At 65.3% G+C, this 12,824-nt stretch carries 11 protein-coding genes; 7 read left to right on the forward strand and 4 right to left on the reverse strand.

Annotated features, from left to right (window positions below; genetic code table 11):
* Positions 1 to 38 precede the first annotated feature (38 nt).
* Both EV643_RS44070 and EV643_RS08730 read left to right on the forward strand, forming a co-directional pair.
* Entirely contained in the window at positions 39 to 206 is a 168-nt protein-coding gene (locus EV643_RS44070) for a hypothetical protein (protein ID WP_166665360.1), read from the forward strand.
* Complete coding sequence (locus EV643_RS08730; RefSeq protein WP_166665361.1) at positions 163 to 1,020, forward strand: DEAD/DEAH box helicase family protein; 858 nt, start codon at positions 163 to 165, stop codon at positions 1,018 to 1,020. Before EV643_RS44070 ends, EV643_RS08730 begins: the two co-directional genes overlap by 44 nt.
* Here EV643_RS08730 and mobF read toward each other — a convergent pair.
* Positions 922 to 4,548 carry a MobF family relaxase gene (mobF, locus tag EV643_RS08735; RefSeq protein ID WP_166665362.1) on the reverse strand — a complete coding sequence of 1,209 codons (3,627 nt, stop codon included), beginning with the start codon at positions 4,546 to 4,548 and terminating at the stop codon, positions 922 to 924. The genes EV643_RS08730 and mobF overlap by 99 nt on opposite strands.
* Positions 4,549 to 4,850: 302 nt before the next feature.
* Between mobF and EV643_RS08740 the strand changes: the two genes are divergently transcribed.
* The 4 genes from EV643_RS08740 to EV643_RS08755 all read left to right on the forward strand — a co-directional run bounded on the left by EV643_RS08740 (position 4,851) and on the right by EV643_RS08755 (position 7,838).
* Positions 4,851 to 5,198, forward strand: coding sequence for a hypothetical protein (locus EV643_RS08740; RefSeq protein ID WP_133799476.1), 348 nt, complete (start codon positions 4,851 to 4,853; stop codon positions 5,196 to 5,198).
* A 73-nt stretch (positions 5,199 to 5,271) separates the two neighbouring features.
* The gene (locus EV643_RS08745; protein WP_133799477.1) at positions 5,272 to 6,555 is read left to right on the forward strand and encodes a hypothetical protein; all 1,284 of its coding nucleotides are present in this window, start codon (positions 5,272 to 5,274) and stop codon (positions 6,553 to 6,555) included.
* Positions 6,530 to 7,510 (forward strand): M78 family metallopeptidase domain-containing protein, encoded by a 981-nt coding sequence (locus EV643_RS08750; protein WP_133799478.1) that lies wholly within the window; start codon positions 6,530 to 6,532, stop codon positions 7,508 to 7,510. The genes EV643_RS08745 and EV643_RS08750 overlap by 26 nt, the downstream gene beginning before the upstream one ends.
* A 22-nt stretch (positions 7,511 to 7,532) precedes the next feature.
* Positions 7,533 to 7,838, forward strand: coding sequence for a hypothetical protein (locus EV643_RS08755; protein ID WP_133799479.1), 306 nt, complete (start codon positions 7,533 to 7,535; stop codon positions 7,836 to 7,838).
* Here the strand turns inward: EV643_RS08755 and EV643_RS08760 are convergent.
* Entirely contained in the window at positions 7,835 to 8,446 is a 612-nt protein-coding gene (locus EV643_RS08760) for a hypothetical protein (protein WP_133799480.1), read from the reverse strand. The two genes, EV643_RS08755 and EV643_RS08760, sit on opposite strands and share 4 nt — an antisense overlap.
* A gap of 47 nt (positions 8,447 to 8,493) precedes the next feature.
* Positions 8,494 to 9,306 (reverse strand): GntR family transcriptional regulator, encoded by an 813-nt coding sequence (locus EV643_RS08765; protein ID WP_166665363.1) that lies wholly within the window; start codon positions 9,304 to 9,306, stop codon positions 8,494 to 8,496.
* A gap of 368 nt (positions 9,307 to 9,674) precedes the next feature.
* Between EV643_RS08765 and EV643_RS08770 the strand changes: the two genes are divergently transcribed.
* Positions 9,675 to 11,123, forward strand: coding sequence for a helix-turn-helix domain-containing protein (locus EV643_RS08770; RefSeq protein WP_133799482.1), 1,449 nt, complete (start codon positions 9,675 to 9,677; stop codon positions 11,121 to 11,123).
* A gap of 538 nt (positions 11,124 to 11,661) precedes the next feature.
* Here EV643_RS08770 and EV643_RS08775 read toward each other — a convergent pair.
* Complete coding sequence (locus EV643_RS08775; protein ID WP_133799483.1) at positions 11,662 to 12,726, reverse strand: hypothetical protein; 1,065 nt, start codon at positions 12,724 to 12,726, stop codon at positions 11,662 to 11,664.
* Positions 12,727 to 12,824 lie beyond the last annotated feature (98 nt).

A 12,824-nucleotide genomic window follows, 5' to 3' on the forward strand; every position in this document is an offset into this window, starting at 1 on the left:
CTGACTGACGTCGAGCGTCAAGGAATGGATCACTGACGATGGCCTTCCAAGGAAAGTCCAAGCGCGTACCGCAGCAGTTTCCTTCACCCGAGGAGCTGTATCTCAGCGGCACCTTGCCCCGTACGACCGAAGCCGTCGATGGCCTCTGGCTGCACCAGGGGGATGTCATCCGGGCCTACGCCGAGCACCCACCTCAGCACCCCTGACCTCGCTCTTGAGCTGCCGACCGGGTCGGGCAAGACGCTGCCGGGCCTTCTCATTGGCGAGTGGGTGCGTCGCATGGGCGAAGGTCCTGTCATCTGCGCGACCCCGACCAAGCAACTGGCGCGCCAGGTTCTCGCGACGGCGCAGCGCGAAGGTGTGCCCGGGGTCCTGCTGATCGGAAGTCACAAGACCTGGGAAACGGCAGACGAAATTGCGGTCGAAGGCGGCGAGGCGATCGGTATCGCAACGTACAGCGCCATCTTCAACAGCAGCCCCAAGCTCCCTGAACCGCGCCTCGTGATCTTCGACGACGCGCACGCCGGAGAGCAGTTCGTTGATGAGGAGTACGGCATAACCATCCGGCGCCACGAGAACGTCGGCGCGTACCTTCTCGTTCTTGAAGCGCTGTCGCCGTTCCTGTCCGGCTTGTTGCTTCAACGGCTCCGAGGCGAGCCTGACCCCGGTGCTCACCACCAGGTTCGCCTGATGTTGCCCGCGGTCGATCCCGGTGCCCTGGCGAAGCTCGATGCCGCTTTGGCTCAACTTCCCGAGCCCTACAAGTTCGAGTTCGCCATGATTCGCTCCGGACTGGCGTCGTGCTGTACGTATCTCTCGTACGGCGGCATCCAGATCCGCCCGATGATCCCGCCGACGTTCGAGAATTGCGAAGAGGCATGCGGTGATTCGCGGCCTGGCAGTTGCGGGCTGCGATCCAAGTCAGCTACTTGGCGAGTCGCCCAGGTCAGCGGGGGGAAGGTTGAGCGCATCTGTGTCCGCGCCGTGATTCGACAACTGGGCTGCTGGGGTGGCGGGTGATGGCGAACTGAGTTGGCTCACGAGTCGAGAATAGTGGGCGAACTGTGCGAGGGCAGTCTGCGGTGGCACGCTGCCCACCGCGCTGAGTCCTTGGACGTTGAATCGCTCTCGATAGGCGGCGACCTGCCGTAGACAGGTTGCCATGTCAGCCTCAGGTCGGGCGGCGACAAGTCGGACGAGTTCCTGGAACCAAGCAGGCTGTTCGCGTGCTGCCTTGTCGGCGAGCCAGTGGGCGCGGTGGGCGATCTGGGTTTCGATTTCGCGGAGTGGGGCGATCAAGGTGGGATCGGTGACGTGGGTGGCGGTGGTGATGAGGCCGGCGATCATCGGCGGGCGCTGGCCGGTGCTGCGGAGGGCTCTGGAGACTATGCGTTCGACTCTGGTGTGGAGGACTGCGGCGAGGTCGTTGGCGTTGGTTAGGGGTGATTGGTTGACGGCTTGGTGGAGGAGTTGGGGGATGCTGAGGTTTGCGTTCTCGGCGCGGCGGAGTTCGGCGATGAGGGCGCCGTAGGCGGGGGAGGCTTGGAGTGCGGCTTGGTCGGTGGGGTCTAGGCCGCTGGTGGTGATGGCTTGGTGGTACCGGGTGCGGGCGTCGAGTTGGCAGAGGTGTTCGTGGATGGGGACCAGGCGGTCGAGGCGGGTGGCGTTGTCTAGCTCTTGGCGCATGACTTCGTGGGCGGATTGTTCGACGCCGGGGTTCTCGAGGACGGCTTCGAGGACGTCTTGCATGGTTTGTTCGGGGTGGGGTTCGTGCATGTCGGTGGTGGATTGGTGGGTGGCGACGTAGGCGCGGTTGTTGTGGCGGCCGCGGGTCATGCCGACGTACAAGAGGGCTCGGGTGAGTTGGTCGGTGACGAGTAGGTGGGCGGTGTCGACGGTGGCGCCTTGTGCTCGGTGTGCGGTGGTGGCGTAGGCGAGTTCGACGGATTCCTGGACGTAGGTGCTGGGGAGGGTGACGGTTTCGTCGTTGTGGCTTTGGACGGTGATGGAGCCGTCGGGCCAGCGGTGGATGACTGTCCAGTGGTCGCCGTTCTGGACGAAGTTGTTGTGGCCGTAGCGGAGGCGGCGGTTGTTGAGGCGGGTGACGATGTGGTCGCCGAGGCCGACGTGGTTGCCGTTGTGGAGTTCGATGCCGTCGGGTTCGACCTCGCCGGTGGTGATTCGGTCGAGGCGGGCGCGGGCGTTGAGGCGGGCGACGGTGGTGTTGTCGGCGGCGATGAGGAGGCTGGTCTTTCCGCCGCGTGTGTCGGCGAGCCAGGCCTTGTAGGCGGCGTCTTCCATGTCGTCGGTTGACCCGGCGGCGAGTCGGCGTTGGTCGTCGTATGCGTCGATTGCGGCAAGGTCGCCGCCGCGGAGGGTGAGGCTTGCTTCGCGTTCCCAGGGGTGGGTGAAGCGCCAGACGTCTGTGAGTTCGGCGGCTTCAGTGTCGCGGGCGATGAGGCGGAACGCTCCGCCGGTGTCGGCGGCTCCGAGTTGGGCGTCGTCGCCGACGAGCAGCAGTTTGGCGCCTGCTGCGTTGGTTGCGCGGGCGAGGGTGGCGAGTTCCATAGTGCCAGCCATAGATGCCTCGTCGATGATGACGAGCTGGTTCGCGCGGAAGCTCCACCGGTCCTGCTCTGCGCGCAGAGCGGCTAGGACGATGGACAGGCGCTGATGGCGGCGCCGGCGACCGGCCCGGTGGGCGAGGTGGGCGGCGTACTCAGCCTGCTGGATCCGTTCTCGGCGTTCTTCGGCTCCCAGTCCGACCGATTCGTAGATCCATTTGGCGATGTTTTCTGTTGGTGTGCCGATGGCGTCGGCGAGGATGGTCGAGGCGGCTGAGGACGGTGCGAGGGCGATTATCGATCCTTCGCTGTGGGCGGCTTGCCAGCTGGTTGTCAGAGCGGACAGGAGGCTGGTCTTGCCGGTGCCGGCGGGGCCGATCAGTGCTTCGACTTTCTGTCCGCTGGTCGCGATTCGGTGGAGCGCCCGGACCTTGTCCTCGCTCAGATCCTTCGCCGGCAGAGCCGTCTCCTGGATGGTTGGCCCGCTGGAATCGCGGGCCAGATCCAGCAACAGCGACTCCGCGCCGAGGATCACCGGTGAGGTGAAGATCTCGCCGTTGTGGATCGTGAAGACGCTTTCGCCGCTCGCTCTCGTGGTCGGAACCGTCACCAGGTCGGGAGCGGTGAGGCTGATCGACTGCTGCTCGGCGCTGTTGACGATGAACTGCAGTACGGCGAATCGGTGGCTTGAGGAGACGAGACGGATCAGACGAGTTTGGCGGGCGGCTTCGGCGAGGAGGTTCCAGCGTGTCCACGTCGCGCGCTTGTTCTGAAGGGTCAGTACGGTGGCGGCGCCGTACGCTTCGATGGTCTCCGGGCTGAGATCTGCGGCCGCGAGTGGGCGGTCGCCGGCCTGATCGAGGGATCGTCGGATGGTGTCGACGGCGTCGCGGCCGATCGCCTGATCGGCGCGGTTTCGCCACTCGCTCATCATGGCTGCGAGCGGTCGGGCGAGGTGCTTTGGTGGGCGATTCAGCAGGGTCGCTCGTTGGCGGAGGACGTACATTTCGCGTCGGTCCGGTGGATGGATCTCGTCTCCACGTTCCTCGAGAAGTGTCGCGAGGTTGGCTTCGATCTGTTCGGTTCTGGCGGAGAACTCGCGGATGAGTTCGTCGGGTACGGCGTCGATCTCGAAGGCCGGGTTTCGCTGGGAGCCGCGCTCTCGGAGTTCCCAGTTGACGCCGAGGCGCCGGGCCAGATTGTCGGCGAGGAAGACGTTGTGGATCTCCGACATCGCGACGACGGAGCGGAAGAGGACGCGGCCGTCGAGGGTTCGCCACTGTCCGTCCGGGCCTTGGACGCGGTTGGCGACGACGACGTGGGTGTGGAGTTGCGGATCGCCGCTGCGGGTGTCCCAGTGGTCGAACGCTGCGGCTATCAGGCCGCGGGTGTCGAGTTGGGCGATGCCTCCGTGGCCCGTTCGGGTGAACGCTGCGTGCCGCTCGATCAGATCGAGCACGTCGTTGACGGCCTCGTGGTGCGCGGCGACGATCTGCTCCTGCATGCCGACGTCGGTCGTTGCCCAGAGCGCTGAAACGGACTTGGCGGGAGAGAAGGTGAGGTCGAAACCAGCGATGGCCTGCTTCGACTTCCGGCGCATCTCGGTCCTGCGGACCTGTTCGATCGCGTCCTGTCGCGCGGACGGGCTGAGCGCAGGATCGAGGGCTCGGATCTGGTCCTGAATCCGCTCGGACGGAGGCCTGCACACCGGGTGCGGACGGCCCAGTGCACGGCCGGTGACCGGGTCCTCGGCACGACCGAAGAGGGCGGCCATCTGCGCTTCGGTCACCTCGCTTCCAGACAGGAGTTGGCCGTCGCCGAGGCCGTTGAGACCGCGGCCGGTCCATCGCCCAGGTGGGTATCCGGAGGCCGTGTAGTACGACGTCAGCGGGGTCGCCATGCGGCGGTCGACATCGCCAGAAGCGATGTGCCGCAGTAGGTACTTGTAGCCATCTCCGGCCGTCAGCCGATGGATGCTCAGCATGACCGCACGCATCCAAATGCGTGAAGTGATCGATGCGCCAGATGCTCCATGACAGGTCAACGGCGGACCTGTGCAGGCCTGAATCCTGCCGTGTCGGCAGCGCGAGCTCCTCTGGTGCAAGAAGTGTGACAGCGGTCTCCCTGGTCTGAGGGCCGAAAAGCTGTCAGCGGCATCCGTTGAGTGGCTGTGGTTCAGACGAACTCAGGTGCCTGCGGCAAGTACGACGTACGCGGTGTGAGCCTGCCGGGCGACGACGGACGTCCTGGATCACGCGATCAAGGACTGCAACGGAAGGAGTCAGCGTGAACAACAACGTGTCCCACGGCGATGAGGTGCGCCGTCGGGTCTTTGACCTGGTCACTCGGGCCGAGGCGATTGTTGAGGCGATGGAGGTGACTGCCGTCGATGGGCGGTGGGCGATGACGGCATTCAGCAGGTACAGGCTGTGCGAGTTGCTCGACATCACGCCGTACGGGCCGTACGACGGGGATCTCGACGGTGACCCGGCGGCTCTGCTCGAGGAGGCGGTGCTTGCGGTCGACGGGCTCGACGTTCCGATCGAGGAGCTCAGCTGGCGGCTCGCGCTCGGAGACGCGTTGCGGTCGGCCGCGGCGGACATCCGGATGGTCCAGGATGCGCGCGACGTATGATGACCTGCTCCGGACCGCCCGGCGCATCGCGGTTAATGCACACCGCGGGACATACGCAAACCGAGCCGAGTTAATGACCGACTGGCGGGCAGTGCTCGCCGCGACGGTGAGCCACCTGCGCTGGCTGCGCGTCCGCCTCGGTGATATCGGGCGGACGAGGTGGCCAGCAAAGGTGTCCGACAACTCACTGGGCCGTCTGGCGCAGGCCATCGGTGCAGGGGCTGACTTGCTCGCCATGCAGGCTCCGAGTACGGCGAGCGTCCTGGACGATCGCGATGATCTGGTGGCGGCCAGGGCGGAGGTCGCGGCGATCGCGCTGATAGCTGCGAGAGGTGTGAAGCGCCAGATTCCTCGCGCGACACCGGAGTATCGGCGTCTCCTCGCGTTGATGGTGGAGTTCGAGATGCTCGCCCGGTCCGATGTACGGCGCGCTGGGCTCGGAGCGCTCGGCTGCCTCACGGCGGGGGCGCCTTCTGCCCCAGCTGATGCCCTGTCGAGTCTCGCTCGGAGCGCGGCGAGGTGGGAACGCGCGCACGCTTCCGCGGCGCCTCTTACCTTGCTGACTCGAGACCTTCGTTCTGCGACGGCGCAACTGCGCACCGTCTGTTGTTACACGTCGCACCTTGCTGCACATCTCCTGGCCGCGCCGACGGCCGATCTGGACGCCGGCCAGCAGCTCGATCTGAAGACTCTGGAGGCCGGCTTGAGGGCCTTCGAGGACGGGGCCATCCGGGTTGCCATGTCTTGGCACCGTCGGCTGTCCGACCTGAGTGGGCAGAGCAACACGCCTGGTGAGATCGCGTCCCTCGACCTTCAAGCCGCACTTGATCGTGCCGTTCGACCCGAAGGACGGCTGCTGCGGCCGGAAGAGCTGGTGCCGAATAGACGCATAGCCATGGGCCTTCTTGATGCGATGGATGAGCTGGTCTGGTCAGCGGATCAGGTCGCCAGGAAACAGCAGTACGCAGTCGCCGGGCTGATCCTGGAGGGACGCCTGTTCGTGCCACGACATGAGGTCGCGAAACTCGATCTGCAGTATCTGCGCCGGCCAGGTGGTGGATCGAGACCCCTCCAGCCTCGTTGGGTGTCAAGCAATCTCCCGATCTACTTCGAGGATCTGACTGATGCTCTAGCGTGGAGCGCTGGTCATCTGACCGCGTCGGCCGGCGTTGCCCGTCGGCTCGCCGGCACGTCGCACCAGGCCCGCCCGGCAGGCGACGAGCCCATGAGGGTGCCGGCGCCGTACCTCGACGTACCGAACAGAACGCGGCGCACCACCCCGATGAGCACCCGGATTGCCGATCCAGGACAAGACCCCCTGAGCTCAACCGTTGAGCCTCCGTCGACCAGATCTTAGGGAGGTTGCTGTGGGCAATGAACAAGTGAGTGCGGAGGACTTGCATCAAGTACTCCAGACAGAGGTGCGCAAGCTGAGAACCGGAGCTGACTGGGCCAAATGGTTGGACGCGGCGGCGCTGTTCCCGAGCTTCGGTTTCGGAAATGTAGTGCTCATCAATCTGCAGATGCCCCACGCCAACTGGGTCGCACGTGCCCAGGCGTGGGAGAAACTGGGGCGGCGGGTGATCAAGGGGCGCGCGATCAGGATCCTTGAGCCGATCCGTTCGCAGACCGCAATGGGTGCTGCGTTCGAAGCGGCCGCGGCGGACGGTCGGGTCCACCACCAGGTGATCGGGTTCCGGGTGGGGTCCGTCTATGACGTCACGGACACTGTCGGCCCGCCGATCCATCTTCCTCCAGTACCGGCTCGCGGTGGCCACACGCCTCCGAACGGTCTGTGGGACGCTCTCGCGCAAGAGGCATCCAAGGATGGCTTCACGGTCGACGTCCGGCCGACAGGAGACGCATCCGCGGGCTTCACCGACTTCCACGCCAAGCAGATCGTGGTCGCCGACCATCTCGACGACTTGACCGCAGCCACGCGGCTGGCGCACGAGGTCGGCCATATGCGCCTGCACGCGCTGCCGGAAGTGACCGGAGCGGGGAGCGTGATGTGCCAAGGAGTGCGCGAAATCGAGGCCGAATCGGTCGCGTACATCGTGCTCGCACATCATGGTCTCAGCCTCGAAGCCTCATCCTTCGACTACGTCGCCGGTTGGGCCGCGTCGGTCGACCCGCAGCAACCGGAGGACGTGGTCAAGGCGACCGGAGCGCGAGTCGTCAATGCAGCCAGGCAGCTCCTCAACTCCACAAGCCAGTACCTGAAGGCCAATCGGCCATCCCTTCCCCCAGTGCCGGCGCGGGCGCCCGACTCGCTGTTCCTTCCGCCCGACATCGACGGCCCCACGTTGTGAATCCGTTGGAGATGACTGAGCCATGGCAGCCAGCGAGAGGGTCGCCGCGTTGCGGCGAGCACGTGAACGACAGGCGAGAATCGAGGTCGCGACGGCGCGCGCCATCAAGGCACAAGCATCACTGGCCCGCGCCATCGAGACCAAGGCACTCGCGATCCAGCGGTACGACGAACGCGTCGCCAACGCGGAAGCAGCGTCGGCCACAGAGACCGCCGAACTCGCCAGAGTATGCGGATCCGCCGAGGCCGCGGCTGAGATCCTCGGCTGGTCGGTCCGCGACCTTCGACGAGTGGTCAAAGAGGAGCGGGGGCGACGAGCCGCATCCTAGGCCCGCTTTTGCGGGATGGCGCGCAAGCGGCGAGCTCGGCGAGCGCGGTGGATCATGTCGATGTGAGCTGAGTCGAACCACCATTGACCGTCTTGGAACCCTCCCAGAATCTTCTCTGCCGCGGCCATCTGGCGTACGTACGACTCGCTCAACCCGAGTCGCTTGGCGGCCGCGGCAGTGTCGACATGGCCGGATGGTCCCCCTGGCCGGCGGATGGGCAGACCGGCAACGTCGGCTGCGATCGCTTGCACGTCAGCCGGGTACACCAGGCTCTTCGTGCCAGGCACCAGCGGCAGTTTGCCGTCGGCAACCAGTTCGAGGATGGCGCTGACTGAGCGCGCGAGCGACTGAGCGGCCCGCCTTATCGGGATGGGCTCGCCTTTGTCGCGAAGCTCGTGCACGTCGGACAGTGCGATGCCGTAGCGGGTGTTCGGGTCGCCTCGGCGCTGGAGCTGGCCAAGCTGGATCGTCCGATACACCTGTGCCGGAGTCTTGTCTAGTACGACGGCGGCTTGAGTGACCGAGATCCTCGGATCCGCCACCATCCGCGGCTGGCCGAGGAGTGGGTCGATCGCGTCGGCGTCAACTTCGTCAGGCTCGGGTGCCATTCGCATAGCCTCGCATCCGTGGAGGCTCGACGGCGGCAAGTGGTGTGTCAGGCTCCGGGGCGGTAGTGGAGTTGAGTGTCTTCGGCGCTGCGGCGGGTCTCCTGCATGACGAGTGGCCGTTCGTTGTAGGCCGCGATCCGGCGGGTGACGAGCATCGGGGTCCCGTCGGATATGCGGAGCTTGCGGGCATCGTCCGGGGAAGGGCTGCGGGCGGTGATGTAGTCGTTGAATTCGGGCTCCATCCCGGCCTCACGAGCAGCCCTGTAGACCTGGCGGGCGGAGATGTAGGGATGCCGTGCGAGCTTGCGGATCTCGCGGGTCACGAAGGCCGGGAGGTAGGTGCGGACGAAGATGCGCGTTCCGATGTTGTTTTCGAGCAGTCGATCGGACGCGTAGAACGAGGTGCCTTGTGCGACACCCAGTGCGAGGGCCAGCGGTGCGTCGGCGTCCGTTCGGTACTTGTGCAGTGGCTCGATCTCGTGCCATTCGCCGGCGCTGCTCTCGTTGTCGACGTAGTTGCCGTCTCCGTCCACGGTGATGGTGCGAGCGTGAATGTGAACAGGCCAGTCACCCGCGCGCCGGACAAACGCTCCCTTGCCGGGAATGACCTGCACGAGTCCTTCTGAGCGCAACGCGGCGATCGCCGCCCTGACTGTGATCCGTGAAACGCCGTAGACGCTGATCAGCTGCCGCTCGGACGGCAGGACAGCTGCCGGAGCGAGCTGACCGGAGCTGATTTGGTCGCGCAGAATGGCGGAGAGTCGCTCGGTCTTATTGGCAGTGGAGCCGTCGGGGATCTCAGAGTCGCCGGCGGCGTCAGGCGTGTCCCCGGTCCTACTGGCTGCAGCTTTGGCTTCCACTGTTTCTCCCCTTGACGTCAGCGAGTCCTGGATGCTGAAACCACCGGACTCCTGGAACTTTCGATCCAGTACGGCTCGACTATGCCTTCGAACGTTGACCTTGGCAGTCCGGCACTTGCGCCGCAGCCACCATCCCACTGGTCATAATAGGTGGTTGCTCCGCGAAGGTCGAGTGGGCTAATCTCACCGCCACTGGATATGACCAGTGGTCAGAGCGGAGGAGGGTGAGGCGATGAGGGGTCGACGGCATGACGCGTTCGAGATAGCGATGCGGAGAGGGAGCCAGTGGTCGGTCGCCACTGTCGGCTCAGGCACTTTCAGTAGGGTGCCCAAGGCAACGTTCGATGCGTCCGTGTCGGGGCGAGGCCGTGGCTGAACGGGAGCGTCAACCCAACCGGCTGCTCCGCGCCGCGCGAGCCGGTTTGTCGCAGTCCGCGCTGGCTGAGCAGATCAATGCCGAGATCTATCGTTCAACCGGCCGGGTGGCAGCGGTCACTTCGAAGTCTGTCTCCGACTGGGAGCGTGGGTGGTACTCGTGGCCGTCGGCAGACGTGCGCTCGGCCCTGCGTCGCATCCTGGGTGCTGCGACTGATGCCGAACTTGGCTTCTTCAGGCAGCGGGTCCGCCGTACCGAGAGCCGACCACGGGACGTTATCTCGCTTCGCGACTCGACCGCGGGTCGCGAGTCTGTGCAAGTTGGCGCAATCGAGGCTCTGCAGGTGCCAGCTGGGCGGTCGTTCGCCGGTGTCGAGGTCGTCGCGCATCACTGCACTGCTGAGAATGCGGGCACGGAGTGGCTGGTGGTTGAGCCAGGCGGTGACCTGGTCGAGTCGCTACGTCGTCTCGACCGGCGGTCGATCGTGGTGGCCGTTGACCGCGAACGCAACTACTACATTTCCGACGGTCGACGCTTCGCCGGACGTGTTGATCGTCGTACTGGCCCACAGCCGCTGCCATCAGCGAATCTGATCGACGATCTGACAGTCGGCATCATCTGGGCGGTCACGAACACTGACACGGCGCTCCTGGCCGACGACGCCCAACTCGAGGCCAGCCAAGCGCGACTGGCGCATTACGAGGAGCGACATACATCGGAGGCGACGCTCAGCGAAGTACCAAATCTCAACACGGTCTCCGGTCGCTGGCTGGGCTCTCGGTTCTGCGCGCGGCACGTGACGCGACATCTGGATCGACTGACGGGCACTCCGCTGTTCTGGTCCCGGGAACAGCGTGGCGAAGACGCCGCGTCATGGCTGATCTGGACGCACAAGTTCGAGTACCTTCGCAGTACATCGCGGTGGTTTGTGGGGATGCGTCGCGGTTTCTGTGTGCCGGAGAGCGAGATCGCGGCGTCACCAAGATACGAGCGTGTGATCCTGCTGCTCGCGATGGCATTGATAGAGGCGTTCGGCATCAGGGTGGAGGTCAGCGCCCAGCCTGACCTGAGCGACATTGAAGGCTTCGTGCTTGGCGACGACGTGATCGTCGCCGACTGGTTGCGCGCTTCGGGACTCTGGTACGTGGGCGTGGGGGCGCCGCCCTCTCGCAAAGCGATGTACCGGGAGATCGCCGCTCATCTCGCCGCGGAGGCCGTGAGTACCCAGTCGACGCCAGCAGCACGGCTTGAGGCTATCGCCGACTACCTGAATGTGCCCTGGCAGTGGTTTCGTCGACGCTGTGAGGAGCTCGCGTTGGCCGGCGTCGACGACATCGCTCATCCGCGCAGTCGTCTGCTGTCCACTCGCGGCCTGAACACCGCGGTTCGCTACGTCGCCTACATCGACAGCCTCGAAGGAGATGATCTTGCGCGCCGCTGAACTGACCATGGGTCGAACCTTTACCGTCCACTCGGTGAGCGTTGTCCGCCGGCGACGAGTTCGGTGAACTTCGGCTGGGGAGATGACGAAGCCCAGGCCACCGCTGTGACCTGGGCTGATGTGCGCCGCCAGGGACTCGAACCCCGAACCCGCTGAATTCCATCCGAAGCTGATCAGCGTTGCTCAATGATGCTCGGAATCCCTTACAGGTAACGGATTCCGCGGCTGCTTGTCGCGCGTAGGTTCTCATCGGCAACCATGCTCTCGCGCTGATTGAAGTGTGTAAAGAGGTGCGCTGAGAACTCACGCTGGCTGAGATCAGGCCAGGCTGACACCCGTCGCCGTCGCTACTGGTGGTGGTATCTGGTTGCTGTAGTGGGCGACGAGCGAGTGGCGTTAGATCTTGACGGGACCCTTTCGAGTGGTTGCTGGCCGGATCAAGGCGGCCGATTCAAAGGGCTTGGGAAGGGGCGTGCTGCCTAGCCTTGGGCAGCCCCGTAAGCGCGGATGATCGCGTGGGAGCAGCGTCCCGAGGCTTTCACCCATGCTGGGCGGACGACCGCCGGACCGCTGCCTGGTGCGGAGCGTGTTCGGGCGCCAGGTTGGCGAGTTGGTCTGGAGCGCGGCGGATTAGGTCTTCGACGTACGTGAGTAGGTCCAGTTCGCTGATGTCGGTGGTGCGTGCAGTCTCGGTGTGGCCGCCGTACTTCATGTCGGCTGCATCGAGGGCTCTGGGGATGCCTCGCCGGCGCACCCAAGACTTGATCTGCCGCTCGACTTCCCAGGCGTCACCGGCGAGGTCAAAGTTCCAGCGTGCGAGCAGGAGCCAGCCCTGAGAGCGGTGCTGTGCGACTCGATTCTCGAGGTTCGCGATGCCCCACTTGAGTGCTTGGTGCTGCTCGTGGATGACGAGGTACAGATATCCCGGCAAGGTCGGATTGATGCCGCGCTCCGCGCATACGGCGCATCCGCCCTGTCCGCCGCTGAGGTTGTGCAGTCTGGGTCCCGGATCCAGGACGGTTTCGCAGACCGTGCAGCGGGACTTCCAGGGGAGTTCAATGCTGCCCGGGTACGGAACCAGCGGGACGAGACCGCACTCCCGCATGCGGGCCACGGCCTCGATCGGATCGAGTTGCAGAGCCCGCGAGATCTTGTCGGCGCGGCACAGCCAGCACTGGTGGCCCCGGCGGCGGACCTTGGCGTACGTCGGGCTTCCAAGGTGGTCGCATCGTTTGCAGCGGCTGAGCCACGGCTGCAGGGAGCCTGGGTAGGCAACCTGCGGGACGAGGTCCGAGGCGACCATCAGGTTCCGCGCAGCGTCCGCAGTAATTTCGCGCCCACTGCAGCTGGTGCAGCCGCCGGTACCCCTCTTGACATGTGAGAGCCTCTTCTTCTTGATCGTGCCGCACTCGCCACACATGCAGGTCCAAGGCTTCCCTGCTCCGGGGTAGTCCTCGAGTGGCTCCCAGCCCCACTGCACCATTGTGGCGACCGCCTCAGCGGCGTCGAGGTGGCGCGCCTCGGCGATCTTTCGTGATCGACAGCGCCTGTTGCAGGCACCGGTGCCCTTGTTGACCACGTCGTTGTAGCGCGGGCGACTCACGAGCCGACACGTCAGACACCGGCAGCGCCACGGCTTCCCTACCCCGGGGAACGGCTCGATTGGCCGCGTCCCTCGCGCCACCATCGCCTCGACGGCAT

The sequence above is a fragment of the Kribbella caucasensis genome (genome assembly GCF_004361855.1).
In the GTDB taxonomy this organism is placed as follows: Bacteria; Actinomycetota; Actinomycetes; order Propionibacteriales; family Kribbellaceae; genus Kribbella; species Kribbella caucasensis.

Coding starts and splice junctions, on each gene's coding strand:
- mobF (WP_166665362.1), bottom strand. CDS start 4,548: ATGCTGAGCATCCATCGGCTGACGGCCGGAGATGGCTACAAGTACCTA.
- EV643_RS44070 (WP_166665360.1), top strand. CDS start 39: ATGGCCTTCCAAGGAAAGTCCAAGCGCGTACCGCAGCAGTTTCCTTCA.
- EV643_RS08745 (WP_133799477.1), top strand. CDS start 5,272: ATGACCGACTGGCGGGCAGTGCTCGCCGCGACGGTGAGCCACCTGCGC.
- EV643_RS08760 (WP_133799480.1), bottom strand. CDS start 8,446: ATGGCACCCGAGCCTGACGAAGTTGACGCCGACGCGATCGACCCACTC.
- EV643_RS08730 (WP_166665361.1), top strand. CDS start 163: ATGTCATCCGGGCCTACGCCGAGCACCCACCTCAGCACCCCTGACCTC.
- EV643_RS08755 (WP_133799479.1), top strand. CDS start 7,533: ATGGCAGCCAGCGAGAGGGTCGCCGCGTTGCGGCGAGCACGTGAACGA.